This window comes from Rhizobium sp. LARHSG275 (assembly GCF_052871115.1).
Window position 1 is genome coordinate 17,001 of sequence record NZ_JBIXJN010000038.1, and the last position, 17,363, is coordinate 34,363.

At 55.6% G+C, this 17,363-nt stretch carries 18 protein-coding genes; 9 read left to right on the forward strand and 9 right to left on the reverse strand.

Annotation, left to right across the window (positions count from 1 at the left end):
- The first annotated feature begins 5 nt into the window (after positions 1-5).
- The gene (locus tag ACIPSK_RS31805; RefSeq protein WP_168282742.1) at positions 6-356 is read left to right on the forward strand and encodes a helix-turn-helix domain-containing protein; all 351 of its coding nucleotides are present in this window, start codon (positions 6-8) and stop codon (positions 354-356) included.
- Positions 353-1,093: a DUF6118 family protein gene (locus ACIPSK_RS31810; RefSeq protein ID WP_446533113.1), complete on the forward strand. Its 741-nt coding sequence runs from the start codon at positions 353-355 to the stop codon at positions 1,091-1,093. Before ACIPSK_RS31805 ends, ACIPSK_RS31810 begins: the two co-directional genes overlap by 4 nt.
- Here ACIPSK_RS31810 and ACIPSK_RS31815 read toward each other — a convergent pair.
- Entirely contained in the window at positions 1,090-2,175 is a 1,086-nt protein-coding gene (locus ACIPSK_RS31815; RefSeq protein WP_446533114.1) for an alpha/beta hydrolase family protein, read from the reverse strand. The two genes, ACIPSK_RS31810 and ACIPSK_RS31815, sit on opposite strands and share 4 nt — an antisense overlap.
- A 432-nt stretch (positions 2,176-2,607) precedes the next feature.
- Here ACIPSK_RS31815 and ACIPSK_RS31820 point away from each other — a divergent pair, with 432 nt between their 5' ends.
- From ACIPSK_RS31820 to ACIPSK_RS31835, 4 genes are read left to right on the forward strand one after another with little or no spacing between them, the layout of a single operon-like run.
- On the forward strand, positions 2,608-2,916 hold the full coding sequence (locus ACIPSK_RS31820) for a HigA family addiction module antitoxin (protein ID WP_446533115.1): 309 nt from the start codon (positions 2,608-2,610) through the stop codon (positions 2,914-2,916).
- Positions 2,913-5,708 carry a class I SAM-dependent DNA methyltransferase gene (locus ACIPSK_RS31825; RefSeq protein WP_446533116.1) on the forward strand — a complete coding sequence of 932 codons (2,796 nt, stop codon included), beginning with the start codon at positions 2,913-2,915 and terminating at the stop codon, positions 5,706-5,708. The genes ACIPSK_RS31820 and ACIPSK_RS31825 overlap by 4 nt, the downstream gene beginning before the upstream one ends.
- Positions 5,705-7,762, forward strand: a complete 2,058-nt coding sequence (locus tag ACIPSK_RS31830) for a DEAD/DEAH box helicase (RefSeq protein ID WP_446533117.1) — start codon at positions 5,705-5,707, stop codon at positions 7,760-7,762. The genes ACIPSK_RS31825 and ACIPSK_RS31830 overlap by 4 nt, the downstream gene beginning before the upstream one ends.
- The gene (locus ACIPSK_RS31835) at positions 7,755-8,951 is read left to right on the forward strand and encodes a GIY-YIG nuclease family protein (protein ID WP_446533118.1); all 1,197 of its coding nucleotides are present in this window, start codon (positions 7,755-7,757) and stop codon (positions 8,949-8,951) included. The genes ACIPSK_RS31830 and ACIPSK_RS31835 overlap by 8 nt, the downstream gene beginning before the upstream one ends.
- Before the next feature lie 68 nt (positions 8,952-9,019).
- On the opposite strand, the gene ACIPSK_RS31840 is transcribed toward ACIPSK_RS31835, so the two are convergent.
- The 4 genes from ACIPSK_RS31840 to ACIPSK_RS31855 form a co-directional block, all read right to left on the reverse strand.
- Positions 9,020-9,280: a hypothetical protein gene (locus ACIPSK_RS31840; RefSeq protein ID WP_446533119.1), complete on the reverse strand. Its 261-nt coding sequence runs from the start codon at positions 9,278-9,280 to the stop codon at positions 9,020-9,022.
- Between the two features lie 93 nt (positions 9,281-9,373).
- Positions 9,374-9,835 (reverse strand): toll/interleukin-1 receptor domain-containing protein, encoded by a 462-nt coding sequence (locus ACIPSK_RS31845; protein WP_446533120.1) that lies wholly within the window; start codon positions 9,833-9,835, stop codon positions 9,374-9,376.
- Between the two features lie 616 nt (positions 9,836-10,451).
- Positions 10,452-10,625 (reverse strand): hypothetical protein, encoded by a 174-nt coding sequence (locus ACIPSK_RS31850; protein ID WP_446533121.1) that lies wholly within the window; start codon positions 10,623-10,625, stop codon positions 10,452-10,454.
- 579 nt (positions 10,626-11,204) lie between these two features.
- Entirely contained in the window at positions 11,205-12,209 is a 1,005-nt protein-coding gene (locus tag ACIPSK_RS31855; protein ID WP_446533122.1) for a hypothetical protein, read from the reverse strand.
- A 207-nt stretch (positions 12,210-12,416) separates the two neighbouring features.
- On the opposite strand from ACIPSK_RS31855, the gene ACIPSK_RS31860 reads away from it, so the two are divergent.
- The 3 genes from ACIPSK_RS31860 (at position 12,417) to ACIPSK_RS31870 (ending at position 14,605) form a co-directional block, all read left to right on the forward strand.
- Complete coding sequence (locus ACIPSK_RS31860) at positions 12,417-13,148, forward strand: hypothetical protein (RefSeq protein WP_446533123.1); 732 nt, start codon at positions 12,417-12,419, stop codon at positions 13,146-13,148.
- Positions 13,145-14,104: a tyrosine-type recombinase/integrase gene (locus tag ACIPSK_RS31865; RefSeq protein ID WP_131624488.1), complete on the forward strand. Its 960-nt coding sequence runs from the start codon at positions 13,145-13,147 to the stop codon at positions 14,102-14,104. The genes ACIPSK_RS31860 and ACIPSK_RS31865 overlap by 4 nt, the downstream gene beginning before the upstream one ends.
- Before the next feature lie 216 nt (positions 14,105-14,320).
- Positions 14,321-14,605 carry a type II toxin-antitoxin system RelE/ParE family toxin gene (locus ACIPSK_RS31870; protein WP_131624485.1) on the forward strand — a complete coding sequence of 95 codons (285 nt, stop codon included), beginning with the start codon at positions 14,321-14,323 and terminating at the stop codon, positions 14,603-14,605.
- A 39-nt stretch (positions 14,606-14,644) separates the two neighbouring features.
- Here ACIPSK_RS31870 and ACIPSK_RS31875 read toward each other — a convergent pair whose 3' ends face one another.
- The 4 genes from ACIPSK_RS31875 to ACIPSK_RS31890 all read right to left on the reverse strand — a co-directional run.
- On the reverse strand, positions 14,645-14,935 hold the full coding sequence (locus ACIPSK_RS31875; RefSeq protein WP_131624483.1) for a type II toxin-antitoxin system RelB/DinJ family antitoxin: 291 nt from the start codon (positions 14,933-14,935) through the stop codon (positions 14,645-14,647).
- Between the two features lie 163 nt (positions 14,936-15,098).
- Positions 15,099-16,295: an ImmA/IrrE family metallo-endopeptidase gene (locus ACIPSK_RS31880; protein WP_446533098.1), complete on the reverse strand. Its 1,197-nt coding sequence runs from the start codon at positions 16,293-16,295 to the stop codon at positions 15,099-15,101.
- A 31-nt stretch (positions 16,296-16,326) separates the two neighbouring features.
- On the reverse strand, positions 16,327-17,043 hold the full coding sequence (locus ACIPSK_RS31885; RefSeq protein WP_446533099.1) for a hypothetical protein: 717 nt from the start codon (positions 17,041-17,043) through the stop codon (positions 16,327-16,329).
- A 132-nt stretch (positions 17,044-17,175) separates the two neighbouring features.
- A partial coding sequence (locus ACIPSK_RS31890; protein ID WP_446533124.1) for a hypothetical protein occupies positions 17,176-17,363 on the reverse strand: 188 nt, incomplete at its 5' end.

A 17,363-nucleotide genomic window follows, 5' to 3' on the forward strand; every position in this document is an offset into this window, starting at 1 on the left:
ACGCCATGACGGAACGTCGAATAGGATTTGAGGAGAGAATAGCGGCTAAGGCAAGCACAGACCTAGAGTCGCTGTCCTTACAGGAAAAAATAGCTGTTAGCTTAGGTCGGCTGAAAGCGGAGCGTGGAACGACGAATAAGGATTTGGCAGAGAAACTTGGTGTCTCGGAGGCATATATATCGCAAGTCACTCGGGCAATGAGGGACCTGAAGGTTTCGACGCTCGACAAGATGACGCGCGAATGGGATGTGCCGATCGAAGAGCTGATTACAGTTACCAAAGACGATCTTTACCGCATAGCAGCTTCCCATTCCCGGCGCAGGAAAAAGAAGTCGGCCGCAACGGTGACGCCATGATGAACGAGAACGAGGGATTCGAACCGGACGACCAGGATGCAGGTGGTGATCCGGCAGAGGCTTTCGATACGTTGCGGCGGTCGGTGGAGAAGCTAGCGCGAGACGTTGGCGGCGAAATGACCGTCATTCGCAAAGGTGTGGAAGCTGCGTTCGAAGAGTTCGAAAAATTCCAGCAGCCACCCGACTATGGTCCAGAGCTTGGCCGCATCGTCAAACAGGTTACCGCTGTCGGCCAGACCCTTGAAGCCTTGCAGAAAGTGCCGGCGCTCAAGAATGGACCGGATCATTATGCCCGTGTGCTCGAGAACGCCGGCGACTGGATCTCTGCGAATGCGGTTCGCATGATCGAAGCCCGGAGTCATGGCCTCGAGCGCGCATCGGCTGAACTTGGTGATTACGTCAAAAGCGCCCGACAGCGCCAACAGCAGGATAGGTGGGTTTTCGGAGCGGGAGTGGTCGGCCTAGTCGTGGGCGTGCTGCTGCCGCTGTTCCTTCCGCGCGTGCTGCCTGGATCGATTGATATGGCTGTTGCAGCAACCGCCATGAATGCGGACCGCTGGAACGCGGGAATCTCCCTGATGCAGTCGGGGAGCCCTGGACGTTGGCGCGGCCTGATGGCTGCCAATGATATCGCTCGCGACAATCAGGCAGCATTGACCGCATGCGCTGAGGCGGCGGCTAAGACCAAGAAGGATCAAAATTGCACGATCACGGTAGCTGTGCCGAAGAATCCTTAATTATCGAGACGCTTTCGAAGAGCTGCGGATGACAACCAACTCCACCTGGTCGGCTTCATTTGGGTTTCGCTGAAGTCGTAGCGGAACCCGCGCATCTCCCAGAGCTCCGCCAAGGTTGGCGTTTCCTTTAAAAACCGCAACACTCTCCTGGCGGCGATTATATTGAAGGGGAACATCCCAACAGACGAGTGGCCACAATTGAGCCGCACCATCTGTGGCGAAAGATTGCAAGCTCGTAGATCATCGACAAGACCGCCCGACACCCCATGACGAACGATTTTGTCGTCTTTGCCCATGACGAACATCAGGTCCAGCCCCGGACGACTTAACTCCCACAGGTTCTTCCGTAGATCGAAGAGCCTCCAAGCGTTCCTCAGTTCCTCAAGCGAAATGCTACTCCCTAAGCGGTCGCGAAGTCTTCTGAATGTCTCGCCTGTCCAAACCATATCGGCCAGACCATCTGGAGAAACCATCAGGACCGCTTTGCCAACCTTATGTTCATAGGAAGCTATGAGACCCGCAATCAGCCCCCCTATGCACATACCCACGACGGAAATTTCCGAGTAACCTTGTGCATGAAGCCAACGCACAATTTTGCGACCGTCTAAAACAGCCTGCCTCAGTGACCCCACGGTCAGACCCAAGTCCGCATTCAGAAGCTTTTCTTCTGAAAACTCATCGGAAGCCCGATCAAAGTGGAACGGAAGCGTAGCCTCGACGACAGTTATACCTCTCGATGCGAAAAATTTCGAGAATGCCGGGTACCGGCTACGAGCATACCAATGATGAAACACGACAAGCGCATGCCCTTTGGATCCGCTATCGGCAATCAAGCACTCGAACTTATTGTTCCTCTCGTCGTCGCTCTGGATATCGGACGTAAAGACAAGTCGACCTGGCTCCTCAACCAACGGAACAGCGGGACCTAAAGGCTCAAAGAACTTCTCTGCCTCAGGAATCGTCCTGAAAGCAAAAGAGTCGTCAAAACGATACGGGATAGTCCTGTGCTCTGTTCGCTTCTGGCGGTCGAGTGACCTGCGGATGTTTTTTCGATCATAATGACCAGCTAAATAACGAAACATACCTCTTTTCCCATTCCTGCAGGAACTGATGCTACATCGTACAACCTATCCGGATCTTCCTGTAAGTCCAAACAACTCCCAAAGCTTGCTAGACTGCTTTTATCCGTCCATAGCGTCGGCCGACAAGCTGATAGAGGACTACAAGGTGGCCGAGGCGGATTGCAAGGCTGCCGCCGCCAAGACCGAGAAAGAGCAAAAATCGTGCCAGCGCCGGAGACAACACAATCACCGGACAAATGCCTTAGCGGTTCGTGAAGCGCACCCGCATCGTCGAGCTGACCTATAACCGCGTGTTGGTGCGGAGGCTACAGTCTCAGAGACTCGGATTAAACCGATAAAATCATGTTTATAACGTCGCAGTTAGAGGCAGTCTCGTGACTTCCAAGTTGTCGAGTGTCGATTATCACTATAGCTTCCTGCAACTGGGGATTATTGAGAATCAAGATCATGCATCCAGGCGCCATCGTTCGACAGGACTGCCTTGATAGGTACGGGCTGAGCGTCACAGATGCTGCTCGCGTTCTTGGCGTCGACCGGCAGACTCTCAGCAATTTGTTGAACGCCCGATCAGGTATCTCGCCAGAGATGGCTGTCCGGCTTGAAAAAGCATTTGGAACGCCCGCACGCGAATGGCTTCTGCGCCAGCTTGATTATGAGTTGGCAGAGGTCATGCGTCGAGCCAATAAGATCAAGGTTGAGCCTTTCCGTTTGTTGTTTGCGGAGGGTGGGGAGAACGAATGAACGCGGTCGAAATTGAAGAGGCCATATCGGCACTGTCGGAACGGCCGTTCGACGCCGACGAGTTTCCGTATGCGTTCCTTGAAGCTTTTGGAAACAAGGAGACCACCCTGAAGCGCCTGCGCAAGGGCGAGTCTAACAAATCCGACCTCGGCGGCGTGCTCCAGACGAACAACATCCATATCGCCGTGTGCAAGCCCGGCGACGTCACGCGCACCCTCGCCGCGCTGAAGGCGAGCCCCGCCACGGCGCGGGCGAAGGCGCGTTTCGTGCTGGCGACGGACGGCGACCTGTTTGAGGCCGAAGACCTCACGACGGACGACGCGCCGGTTTCCTGCACCTATGCAGATTTCCCGAACCACTTCGGCTTCTTCCTGCCGCTGGCCGGTATCACCACGGTCAAGCAGGTCCGCGAAAGCTCGTTTGACATTCGGGCGACCAGCCGCCTGAACCGGCTCTATGTTGAGCTGCTGAAAGATAACCCCGAATGGGGTACGGCACAGCGCCGGCATGACATGAATCATTTCATGGCTCGGCTGATCTTCTGCTTCTTCGCGGAGGACACCGAGATTTTCGACAGCGGCGCCGCATTCACCTCGGCGATCGAGACAATGAGCGCCAAGGATTCATCGAACACCCATGAGGTGATCAGCGAACTGTTCCGTGCCATGAACACCAAGGCGGAGGCGCATGCCGCCGCCGGGGTTCCGCGCTGGGCCAGCCGGTTCCCTTATGTAAATGGCGGGCTGTTTTCCGGTAGCACCGATGTGCCCCGCTTCAGCCGCATCGCCCGCTCCTACCTATTGCATATCGGCAGCCTCGATTGGAAGAAGATCAACCCGGACATTTTCGGGTCGATGATTCAGGCCGTGGCGGATGACGACGAGCGTGGCGCGCTCGGCATGCACTACACCAGCGTGCCCAACATCCTGAAGGTGCTGAACCCGCTCTTCCTCGATGATCTGCGCGAGAAGCTGGAAGAGGCTGGCGACAATGGGCGCATGTTGCTCAACCTGCGCAAGCGCATGTCGAAGATCCGCGTGTTCGACCCGGCCTGCGGTTCTGGCAATTTCCTCGTTATCGCTTACAAGGAAATGCGTGCCATCGAGGCGGAGATCAATCGCCGCCGGGACGAGGCCGACCGGCGCACGGAAATCCCTCTGACGAATTTTCGCGGCATCGAGCTGCGCGACTTCCCGGCCGAGATCGCGCGCCTGGCTCTGATCATTGCTGAATATCAGGGCGATGTGACTTATCGCGGCCAGAAAGAAGCTCTGCGCGATTTCCTGCCGCTCGACGCGCAGAACTGGATCACCTGCGGCAATGCTCTACGGCTCGATTGGCTGAGTATCTGCCCGCCGACAGGTACGGGCGTAAAGCATCATGCTGAAGATCTGTTTCATACGCCGCTCAATCAGGCGCAGATCGATTTCGAAAACGAAGGTGGTGAGACCTACATTTGCGGAAATCCTCCTTACTTGGGCAGCAAGTGGCAATCCGCCGAGCAAAAGTCCGAGCTAAAATCCATCTTTGACCGATATTCAAAGGGTTGGAAATCACTCGACTATGTCGCCGGATGGGTAATGAAGGCGGCGGAGTATGGGACAAACACTAAGTCTATTGCCGCATTTGTGACTACAAATTCCATTTGCCAGGGTTTGCAAGTCCCGATTCTCTGGCCTGCAATATCCCAGACCAAGCACGAGATTGTATTCGCCCATACCTCTTTCCGTTGGTCGAATTTGGCCCATAACAATGCCGGGGTGACTGTCTGCATTATCGGCATCTCTCAATCTCTGCCTACCCTGAGGAGACTTTTCTCCCTAGATGATGAAGGCGCCATGATAGAGCGGAAAGTAGACCATATTAACGCCTATCTGGTTCCGGGCGCGGATTCCATTGTTGAACAATCCAGGTCGCCGCTGTCAAAGGCCTCTCCTATGCTCTTTGGAAATATGCCGAGAGATGGCGGGCATTTCATTTTGAGCGGCGAGCAGCGGGACGCTGCCCTGAAGAATTTTCCTGAACTAGAGCGTTTCATACGGCCGTACTTTGGCTCTGAGGAGATGATTAACGGCAAACATCGTTGGTGCGTTTGGATCGAGGACAACGACAGGGGTTTCGCGGAACATCACCCTTTTCTTAGCGGTGTTCTGGCGCGAGTTAAAGAAGTTAGGTCAAACAGTGAAGCTGGCTCAACGCGTGACTACGCAGAAAGGCCGCATCGCTTTGTTCAGATAGCAGGAACGTCTACAAATCATAGCTTAGTTATTGCGAAGGTGTCATCCGAACGTCGCCAATATATCCCAGTCGACTTGCTAGGCGGTACGGCCATAGCAAGTGATCTCTTATTTGCCATGTACGATGCGCCTGTCTGGAATCTCGCCCTTGTGGCGTCGCGCCTCCACCTCGTTTGGGCCTCTACGGTTTGCGGTAAATTAGAAACTCGGTTGCGATATTCCAACACCCTCGGTTGGAACACCTTTCCCGCTCCGATCTTAACCGAAAAGAACAAGGCCGACTTGAACCGTTGCGCCGAAGACATCCTGCTGGCCCGCGAAGCGCATTTTCCTGCGACTATTGCAGATCTTTACGATCCCGATGCCATGCCCACCAATCTGCGTGAAGCCCATGAGCGCAACGATGAAGTGTTGGAGCGCATCTATATTGGCCGCCGATTTAAGAACGACACCGAAAGGCTTGAAAAGCTATTTGATCTTTACACAAAGATGAGCGCCAGCGCGGAAATCTCCAGGAAAGCGACAGGCAAAAAGAAAGCGGAGGCTCGCGCATGACTGACCCCATCAAATCCGTCCCTTCCGTTTCGGTTCGCTACGCCACCAGCGGCAGGTCGACCAATGCCAATGAGTTAGGCATGCGCCCGATGCAGGAGCGCGCCTTCGAGAAACGGGGCGAGCAATACCTGCTGATAAAGTCGCCACCGGCCTCGGGCAAAAGCCGCGCGCTGATGTTCATCGCGCTCGACAAGCTCACCAACCAGGGCGTGAAGCAGGCCATTATCGTTGTGCCGGAAAAGTCCATCGGCTCCAGCTTCCATGACGAGCTGTTGAGCAAACACGGATTCTGGGCCGATTGGCATGTCGAGCCGAAGTGGAACCTGTGCGATGCGCCAGGCAACGACAATGGCGGCAAGGTCAATGCGCTTGGCGCGTTCCTCGAAAGCAGCGACAACGTGCTGGTCTGCACCCATGCTACCTTCCGCTTCGCCGTAGACAAGTTCGGAATCGAGGCCTTCGATGGCCGGCTGATCGCGGTGGACGAATTCCACCACGTCTCGGCCAATCCCGATAACAAGCTGGGCCTGCATCTGGGCGAATTCATCGCGCGCGACCGGGTTCATGTCGTTGCGATGACCGGCTCCTATTTCCGGGGCGATGCCGAAGCGGTGCTGGCGCCGCAGGACGAAGGTAAGTTCGAGAGCGTCACCTATACCTATTACGAACAGCTCAACGGCTACCAGTATCTGAAGCAGCTCGACATCGGCTATTTCTTCTACTCGGATTCCTATGCTGACGACATTCTGAAGGTACTTAACCCCGCCGAAAAGACGATCATCCATATCCCCAACGTCAATTCGCGCGAGAGCACGAAGGACAAGATCAAGGAAGTCGAGCATATCATTGAGGAGTTGGGCGCGTGGCAGGGAACTGATCCCGCCACAGGCTTCCAGCTAGTGAAAACGGCGGAAGGCAGGATTCTGCGCATCGCCGATCTGGTCGATGACGATCCCGCCAGACGCGACCGAGTGTCGGCCGCGCTGAAAGACTCCACGCAGAAGAATAACCGCGATCATGTCGACATCATCATCGCGCTCGGCATGGCAAAGGAAGGCTTCGACTGGATTTGGTGCGAGCATGCCCTTACAGTTGGCTATCGCTCCAGTCTCACCGAAATTGTGCAGATCATCGGGCGCGCCACCCGTGATGCGCCGGGCAAGACTCGCGCCCGCTTTTCGAACCTGATCGCCGAACCCGCCGCGGCCGACGACATCGTGACCGAGGCCGTAAACGACACTTTGAAGGCTATCGCCGCCAGCCTGCTGATGGAGCAGGTTCTTGCTCCCCGCTTCGAGTTCAAGCCGAAGAACCCGCAGAGCGGCCCGACGCCGGGCTTCGATTACGGTGAAAACGGCTACGATCCGAACAAGTGCAACGTCGGATTCAACGAGGAGTCAGGCAAGTTCCAGATCGAGATCAAGGGGCTGGCCACACCTAAGAGCGAGGAAGCGACGCGAATTTGCCAGGAGGACCTCAACGAAGTGATCGCGGCCTTCGTGCAGGACAAGACGACGATCGAGCGTGGCCTGTTCGACGAGGAGCTGGTGCCGGAGGAACTGACCCAGGTGCGTATGGGCAAGATCGTCAAGGATAAGTTCCCGCACCTTGACGCCGAAGATCAGGAAGCCGTGCGCCAGCATGCGGTCGCGGCGCTCAATCTGACCCAGAAGGCGAAAGAGGTCGCGGCTGGAAGTTCGCTCGGCGAGGAAAAGGGCAACACGGCCTTTGTCGATGGCGTGCGCAAATTTGCGATGGATGTAAAGGAGCTGGACATCGATCTGATCGACCGGGTAAATCCGTTCGGCGAGGCCTATGCCATCCTCGCAAAGACGATGAGCGAGGAAAGCTTGAAACAGGTCGCCGCAGCCATTGCTGCCAAGCGCACCAGTCTTACCCCCGAAGAGGCCAAGGTGATCGCCAAGCGTGCCGTCGAGTTCAAGCGCGAACGCGGACGGCTGCCATCGATCAGTTCGGCTGACGCCTGGGAAAAGCACCTTGCCGAAGGCGCCGCCGCATTCGTCCGCTTCAAGGATGAGGGCCGCTATGAGTGATTTTGACCTTGATGAGCTACGCGATGAATTGGCGGACTTCGCCCAGCCGGAAAAAAGGGGGGGGCGCTCGCCGCGCGAGGAACGCATTATCGCGGGATTTGAGGAAATTCAGAATTTTGTCGAAAAGAACGGCCATCCGCCTCGGCACGGCGAAGATGGCGACATCTTCGAGCGCCTTTATGCGGTCCGGCTCGACCGGCTGCGCGCGCTGAATGAATGCAGGACGCTTCTCACGCCGATTGATATGCAAGGGCTTCTGACAGGGGCGTCCAATGTCGATGTCGTTACGGCAGATTCGATGGATGACGATGCCCTCATGGCCGAACTAGAAGGGGCGGCAGGCTCATCAGACATCACTATCCTCCGCCACGTGCGCACCAGCTCCGAGAAGCGCGAAGCCGAAGAAATCGCCAGCCGGCAGAAGTGCCTAGATTTCGAGACGTTCAAACCGCTGTTTCAGCTGGTACAGGCCGATCTGGAGAGCGGAGCGCGCACGACACGGCGGTTCGTAAAGGACGCGGGTTTCTTGAAAGCCGACATCCAAGCCGGTCAGTTTTTCATCCTTGGTGGCCAAACTGCATATGTCGCCGCAGTTGGCGAACCTATAAAGGCTCCGAACGGCGAAACCGATGCGCGGCTTCGGGTAATCTATTCCAACGGCACCGAGAGCGACTTGTTGCTGCGCTCGCTTCAGCGCGCCCTCTATAAGGATGAGGCTGGCCGAAGGATCACCGAGCCGAGCGCCGGCCCGTTGTTCTCTGGAGAAAAGGGCGACGATGATATCGCAAGTGGTACCATCTATGTCCTACGCAGCAAATCTGATCATCCTGTCGTCGCGGCTAATCGCGGTATTTTACATAAGATCGGAGTGACTGGTGGGGATGTGTCTCGGCGGATTGCCAATGCGAAACTGGATCCCACGTTCTTGATGGCAGACGTGGAAATCGTAGCTACCTACGCACTTTACAATATCAACCGTGCTCGGCTGGAAAGCCTTATCCATCGGATATTCGACCCTGCCAGACTGGACGTTGAAATTAAGGATCGGTTTGGCAACCCGATAGTACCGCGAGAGTGGTTCCTAGTGCCGCGCTTTGTCGTGGATGATGCGGTAGAGAAGATCAAGGATAACACTATCACTGATTATGTATATGATCCCGCAACCGCGCAGTTAGTTTTGCACTCGTGAAAGCGATCCATTTTCTATCGTGAACCTGTCTATGGCACGACAGTTACGGCTCCTCAATATAGTAAATATCACTCTGCTCGGCGATGGACTGGGAACATATCTTCGCCGTGATGATGAAGGCGAGTGTGATGTAACCGGCATAGCCACCGTACGTTCAAAGGCTCATCGTATCGATCATGATGAGCGTCTACTGCTTCTGCGTCACAAACCTCGCACGTTTTCTTTTCGAGATCACCTGCTTTCACCGCACGCTGTACGGCAAGATGAGCATCATATTTAGCAGGATTGGCTCGGCGCCAGTTTGCCTGGCGGGTATCGGTTTTTAACATCAATGCCCCCTCTGGTGAGCAATTCTGATTAGAGATTAAAAGGATCTTCGGTCAATGTCATCGGCCAGTTGTGGGCTGGCCGACTGGTTAAGGCTAGAGGGCGACCAACTCAGCAAGCTTAGCCGCGACAATTGCCATCGTGTCGTCTGCAGTGTTCAGGCCGCTTCGTGAGGCGAGCATGGGGCTGATTTCGCGAAGGGCATCATACGTTGTGTCATGCACGATCGGCACGAGCAGGTCGCGGGCGAGGAGCACTGAAAGCTCTTTGTCGGCAATACCCTCCCCTGCAAGCCGACGCAGCAACGCGGGGGTGACGAGAACGATCCCCACTCGCGATTTCGCTAAACCCTTATCGATCTCGCGGAGCAAACCAGAGCCAAGGGCTACATCTTTCTCGCTGAACCAAACCGAGACGCCGCGCGCCTCAAGCAAGTCGTGCAGCTCCTTTGCGGCCTCTTTTCGGTCGTCCCATGCGTGGCAGAGGAAAATATCCCGCAGGTCTGGCAGGGTCGATCGTTCTTCGACGCTTTCACGGAACGGCGTGAGCGTCCGCACCTGTGCGTCGGTATAAATGACGGACGAGCCTGGTCGAGACCAGCGTGGTCTCGAACTGCCGCCGCTGCTCCGGCCGCCACCGCCGCCGCCGCTCGACGAGGTGGAATAAGACGGAGAAGAATAAGACGAGTACGTGGAACCGTAGCCGCTGTAGCCGCCGTAACGGCCATATCTGCCGCCGCATGCGGGGCAGTCTGCTGCTGCCGCTGATGAACGATGGCCTTTTACTGGTGCTGTGCATCTTGCCATATCTATAACCTGAACCTGCTCTTTGGTGAGACCTTGAGCGAAGGACATAGGACGACCAGCCCGGTCAATGACCAGGGTTGGTCCCTGCCCTTCACGTAGCTGCCTGCTCTTCGGAGCCGACCTCTCGCTTTGGACCCCTGACTGCCTCCACTGGCGTCAAGATCGACAGCTACTTCTCGGAAGTATGTGGACTTCCGGCGGCCGCGCTTCTGTCTTACGGACTGCGCTTGGGCTTTGGCCGCGCCCATCGGTAACCCTTGCCCGCCGCGCCGACGTCTATGAGCCACCCACGGCAGGGATTAGATTGGAATGCGTCTTGATATGCTGCAGAAAAGAGCCGGGTCTTGAGAGACCCGGTATTGCGGCGTTACGAGGGACGAACCTCGGGGAACTTCTTGCCGGTGAGGACTTCGGAAATCCGGCCCTGATTCAGCTGGAGCTGAGCGGCAATTTCATGCTGGGCAAGATCGGTGTCGCGGGCGAGCCGCTTGATCTCTGCAGCGAGCTTTTCGGTAAGGGGAGAGCTGACGCGGCGGCGCAATGTTAGCGACCCCGGCCTGCACCATTCTTACTGGGATCGACAAGGACGTATCCCTGTCCCGGCCCGGGGGTGGGCGGAAGGGGCTTGCCCCGCACGCCCGTAATTTCCTGACCAGTCGCGCCGCCACGAGGGCCAACACGTTCATACTGGCCAGAACGAGGGGCAGACTGCCCCGGCTTCAAACGGCTTCCGCCGCCACTACTGCTTCCCATTTGGGTAAGCTCCTGTAAGTGGCCTGTTGAACAAAAGCCTTTTGCGGTCTACACACCAGTTGCGAAGTGACTGTGCGCCGCGCTGTGTCTCCATAATCGGGGCCACGCCGACGTTCGGAAACAAAGAAGGCCGGCCTGGAAAACCAGGGCCGGCCTTTTTTATTACATAAAATTCTTACTACATCAACCCTAAGTGGGGATGCTTCGCGATTATACGATCGCTTATTTTTTAAGTCAACTTTTTGTTGACAAATGTCCGAGTTTTTGTCTGAAAAAATCTTCTAATGGTTAATGAGTCGCTAACGATTGTAGCGCTTGTCACTCGCTGACGCGCGAGAAATTTCAATTTTCCACTCTGAATTTGCTTCTAAAACAGATCCTCGAAAGGATCGGAATAATTTTCCGGTTCCTCGTCATCTCGATCTTCGTTCGTGCCATTTTCGCGACGACGTATCCGAGCTGCAAATTCGGTGTAGCGAATTTCGCCCTGGGCATATGCTGCGATCAGGTCCTTAAAGCCGTGAAAACGCTTCGTAGCATCGGGCAATTCCTCGGGGATTATACGGCTAATGAAATCGGTGAGGTTGGCATCTGGGGAGTCGGTGACGCGAATATCGAAAAAGCCTAAAGAGTCCTTGTTTGCCATCTGGGCGGCAATGTTCGCGTATTCGGCGGGGTAGAGCTGATTTCGCGTTTCCCATACCATTCCGCCGGCTGCGTGTAATAGCCGGCGCGTTACGTAAGGTATTCGTCGCCCAATCAAGATCGGAGGCAGGTCGAGCTCGATAGCCTTGAACAGCATTTGTTTTATCTCAGTGCGATCGGGATACAGCCATTCTCTAATATTTTTACATTCTACCCCCGCCCATTGGCTTGTGCCTACGAGGAAGTCGAAACGACGGTTGCCGGAAAGTTCCCTGCCCCGGAAAATGGATGGAGGCTCTTCCTTCTTCTGCGGCCCCGTAGTCGGTTGATCGAGAAGGCTCCGAAATCCGCCGAGCGAATTTAGATCAGCATTGCGCAGCGCCCTGAACACGGCAATTTCCAATGCGTCGCCAATGCGATGCATGAAACGATTGTCTGTAGTGAGGTGGAGAACATTTGCCTGCTCTTCGATGCGATCTCGCACAAGGCGTGGGGGCGTGTCGGAGAGCGCAAACCAGTCGCGACCATGCTCGCGAATTTTCAGGATGATGCCGAGATCGACCAGCTTATTGCGAACGGGGATTAGGATATGTGGATCAATGCGCTGATTGAACGGGCCGGCGTCCGAGATCTTTTGTTCGAGGGTTCTTGCGATAGCAGCGCCGTGGCGCCCGAGGACGCTAATCAGGCGTTTAGCCGCGATGCGTTCCCTCTCCGATCGGTCCACGCCGCCCTCTGATTATTATATAGATAGGAGTATTTCCCTTGCGCGTGTGCGTTTTTGATGTAGGGGCGCTGCAACCGTTTTACGAGGCTTGGTTTGTTCGCGCCACGGTCCGAAATCGGACGGGGAAGGGATTATGGAAAACGTCTTGTGAGAAGACGTTTTCCATATATATGATAATGTCCTTTAACATATATAAGATTCAAGAAAATGGCGACCGATCCAAACTTCTTTACAACCCCAACCGGGATCGCCGTCATATCGGCAGGTGCATCATTTATTGCCGGTCTTTTCGGCGCAGGTATCTCAGCGTGGACCACGCGAAGCACCCATGCATCCCGGCTTGCCGCTGATCAGGGCTTGGCCGAGCGAAAATTTCAGTTTGATATTTCGTTGGCCGAACGAAAGTACTTGCTGGACGCCCGAAGTGCTGATCGCAAGCGCAAACAGGACCTTGCCGAAGCTGTATTGACCGGCTTTTATCAGGTCGAGGCAATTATGCGTTCAGTGCGATCACCAATGAGCTACCTTCATGAGTCAGAAAATCGTCCGAGACTAGGGCTAGAGTCTGAGGCGACGGCGAAGCTCCGCGACACCTATTTCGTCATCCTCGCCCGCTACGACAAGAACCGGGAGGAGATCTCCGGTTTGCTGGCGCTTCGCTATCGCATGGCTGCTTGGTTTGGTGTTGAAGCAGGCGCGCCGTTCCAGAGATTGCATGAAGGGATCAACAAGGTCATCTCGGCCGCGCAGATGCTCGGGCAATGGTCCGCCGACGCTGATGGCTTCCGCGCCAACAACTTGGCTTTATGGCAGCGGATGGAGGCTGACATCTGGTGGGGTACGGAAGATCCCGATCGTGTTGCGGTCATGATTACGGAAGCCGTCACCGCAATGGAGGCAATCTGCCGCCCGATACTGGCTGAGGTCATTGCTGTATGAAGCAGATGCTACCGATAATCGCTGCGACCATCGCCCTACCTGTCGCGATCGTGGTCGATGCACCAACAAAACGCCGGTTTATGGAATTTTTCACCGCGAACATCCGCAATCCCAATACCCGCAAGGCCTATGCGCGATCGGCGGCAGACTTTCTGCACTGGTGCGAAGCGCGGGGCGTGACGGCCTTACCCGCTATCCAGCCAATGCACGTCTCCGCCTGGATCGAGGAGCTGGGCCGCAGCCATGCCGTGCCAACCGTCAAACAGCGTCTGGCCGCCCTCCGCCATCTGTTTGACTGGATGGTGACGGGCCATGTGATGCCGACTAATCCCGCCCACGCCGTACGTGGACCGTCGTATTCGACCAAGAAGGGCAAGACCCCGGTTTTGTCGCCAGAGGAGGCGCGGCGGTTGTTGACGAGCATCCCGGCAGACACCGTGTCGGGCAAGCGCGATCGGGCATTGATCGGCCTTATGACCTATTCCTTTGCGCGGATCGGCGCGGCGCTGTCAATGGAAGTCCGAGATGTGTATTTGCAGAACCGGCGCCTGTGGGTGCGGCTGCATGAGAAAGGCGGCAAGCTGCATGAAATGCCCTGCCATCATAGTCTTGAGCAGTACCTAGAGGACTATATGGAGGCCGGGGGCCTGAAGGATCATCCGCGCAGCCCCTTGTTTCGGACGATCGGCCGGGGCACCGGCAATCTCACCGAGACCCCTCTACCGCAGGCCAACGCCTACGTCATGATCCAGCGCCGCGCCAAGGCGGCCGGAATCGACACAGTCGTGTGTTGCCACACGTTCCGTGCTACCGGCATCACAACCTATCTGAAAAACGGCGGTACGCTGGAACAAGCTGCACATATGGCCAATCATAGCTCGACCAGAACAACGCAGCTCTACGATCGGCGCAGTGATGAGGTGAGCCTCAACGAGGTAGAGCGGATTCTGATATGAATGCGAGCGATCAGCTTAGGAATATTTCCTCAAGCCTATTGACTTTCAGTTAAAAATAGTTTAACATGGAAAAATCGACGTCTGCCTATTTGTCAGCGTCGTAGCATGGCATCCTGTGCCGGTGCAAGTCGTTTCGTAGCAGTTACTAACTTGCATATCGGGGCAGTGTTGTCAACCCAAATGTCAACATAAGGAAACCTGACATGGAAACACGTAATGCCCAGTAATGCCCATACGCTTAAGTGGGGTAACAATGCCCGCAATGATTTCAGGAAGATCATTGAGTTTATTGATGAAGTTAATCCGCCAGCTGCAGAAGCTCTGGCTGAACAGATTTTGGAAAGCGTCGATCGTCTGCTCACCTTCCCTCTTAGTTATCGATCCGGTCGTGAACCCGGCACTCGTGAAATGCCGGTTGGAAAGTATGTGGTGATCTACACGGTCAGCGAGACAGACGTTTTCATTTTCCGCCTTCTGCACTCTGCTCAGCAGTGGCCGTAAAAATGGGGTTTTGGCGCGTGAGCACGCGCCAAAACCTTCTCATTTTCTTTTCTTTGCGAGAATGCCTCTGATCTCTGCTGCGACCTCAGCGTGGGGTATGCCTGGGCTCGTATCCTCCATCGCCTCCCTAACTTTGCTACGAAACCACTGGTCGTAAGTCTCAGGGTCGGTCGTTAGGCCTGCTGGGAGCGCGCCTTCTTTTTCAATTCGGGTGAGGAGAATCCTTACCGCGTCTGAGATTGTAAGGCCGAAGTTTGCCAGTACCTCTGAGGCATTTTGCTTCAGCTGATCATCGATACGAACGTGAAGCATTGAAGTTTGAGTGCTCATTTGGGTCTCCTTGGTGCCGACGTTGTATCTCAATTGAGATACAAATGCAAGAGACAAGTCAGATCGCGCCCTAAAGTTCCAACTTAGTTCGTCATCGACTTAGCCTTCCCGTTGCTAAAAGGGTGATCCTGAAAGCACCGTTTCTTCCTATCTTGCGGGACTATCACTTCCGCGATGGGAAGGGCAAAATGGTTGAAGCTTCACCAGGGATGCGATCCGGAGCGGTATCACGAAGCTTGAGGCCTATGACTTCCGCATTTCTTGAGAACCATCCTGGCGGCAAGGCGGTAAGGTTTTCTATGTCGCCTGCCTTCATGGTGAATTCTACGCTCAGGAGGTCCGATTTGCTGCGCACGGCAGAGTCGACGATCAGCTGCAGGGCGTTGGCAAGAACTGTCGGCTCCGAGATTGGCCAGTTCTTGTCCAGAGGCTCTTCCCGGCTCCATCCCTTGGCCGAATACAGCTTATACAGTGACGTCGCATGGTCAGTAGGGATGATGTCCAGATCCGAAAGGCGCCGTATCTGCGCTTTTACCGAAACCCGCCAGCGCTCCTTCAGGGACAGCAGAGACGCAAGCGACGCGCTCTTTACCTCATAGGAATATGTCGTTGCGGGCATCAGGAATGCGCTCGCAAACCGAAACGCCTGGCGCTCGATTTCCTTGAGATCCTTTTTCAGCTCTTCCTCGGAAACGTGGCGATGCAGGATCGCATGACCGAGTTCGTGCGCAGCATCCATCTGCCGGCGCGGGAACGACATCTTGTCCGTGGACAGCAAAATATGCGGCCGATTGCCTCCTTGAGCCCAGCTGCACAGGCCATCCAGCTTTGAAGTCCCCATCTCAATGGAACCGACAATGCATCCGATCCGCTCGAGCAGCGGCATCATATCAATGCAGGGTCCATCACCAACGCTCCAATGCGTGCGCAGGTCAGAGGCGATCTGCTCGATGTCCTCGTCGCGGAGCTGCTTATAGGAGGCACCCTGTAATACGTCCGGAATATCGACCTCCGGGAAATCCACATAATGCTCCACGATACTGCTGATTTCCTGCAGCCAGTGCATCTGGGATTCCTGGTAGTTCAGATCTTTCACCAAGGTCGATGCCAAGGTGCGGTAAAACAGAGGCCGGTCGCTGTTGGCGACCGGTCTAAGAAAAAACTCTCTGCGAACGTGAAGGTGAGCTGCCAACTCAGCTAAGGCATCGGCATCAGGGGCGCTGGTCCCGTCCTCCCAGCGGGTGACCGTGCTGGGGTTGACGCTGATCAGGGTGGCCAATGCCTTCTTGCTTATAATTCTTCGTGCTGCTCTCGCCTCGATCAATCTTTCAGGGACGAATCCCGGAGTTCCTACACGCATGCATTTCCTTCCCCGGCTTTATCAGCACGGGTCACTTCGTATCTCTGTCGTTGTCATTGGCGCCGTCAGGCTGCTCTGGTGGTACAAATGGTTTGATCGTCTTCTTCAAACTGATGATCGGTTTCTTCGCACCAGCACCAGACGACGGCGCCGGAGCGATTACCGGCTCATCGGCATAACCTTCAAGGTATTTGTCGAGCGGCTCGTAGAAAAGATATTGCTCGTAGGCCGCATCGATCACACCGATGGCGAATTCGCTGATCTTTCCGCCCCGCTCACGGTCACGAGCCACAAGGAACAGGACAAAAATGTCGCCGGTCTTGGGCCCTGTTCCATCAAGGTCGAGGCGCGGGGAGAGGTAGTAGTTGAGCGTTACGCCAGCCTTGCGCGACACGTTCTTCACGGGCAGCGCTTTCGGCTCCGGCATGGCTGCAAGACCGAAGATGATCCCCTGCCCGTTGACCTCAAACCGCATGAAAGGCTGGAAGATCTTCAAATCGGTGAGTGGGATGATGCCGTTTTCGAGCAACTTGCCACCGTGAAGTTCACAGGTTTCCCGAAACGCCTTCTCCATCATGCGAAAGCGGGCATGCCCCTCCAGTTCTCGGCTTGGCTTGGGGTCGAGGCCTGCGTGGTCGCGTACCATCGTAAAGGCCTTGAGTGCGGAAGCGCTCAACCGGTCTTCCAGATCGAGGAAGAGATTCTTGAACAAGGCCGGCGGGAACCGTCTTTTGATATAGTGCTCCACAGTGCGCTCCGCGTCGAATTGCAAAATACAGGATTTATATATTAAAAAATTGCGTAAAGAGCAAGTGGGTATAATGATCCTCAACCTATCATCACCGGAAAACTCATGGGCACGTCTCTCCGTGACCAGGCTCTATTCCGCCGCGGCCGTGCCGCAGCTCCACGGAGCCCCGGTTCGGGTTTCCGCCGACGAGCGGTGACGATCCTTCGTGCATCCGGCATCCTTGCCGGGAGATGACGCGCGATTGCGCGAGTTCGTTTGCCTGGTGGGGGAACCGAGGGCCTTGCCCTTCTCGCCCCCAAAATAGCCTTCCGCCCAGC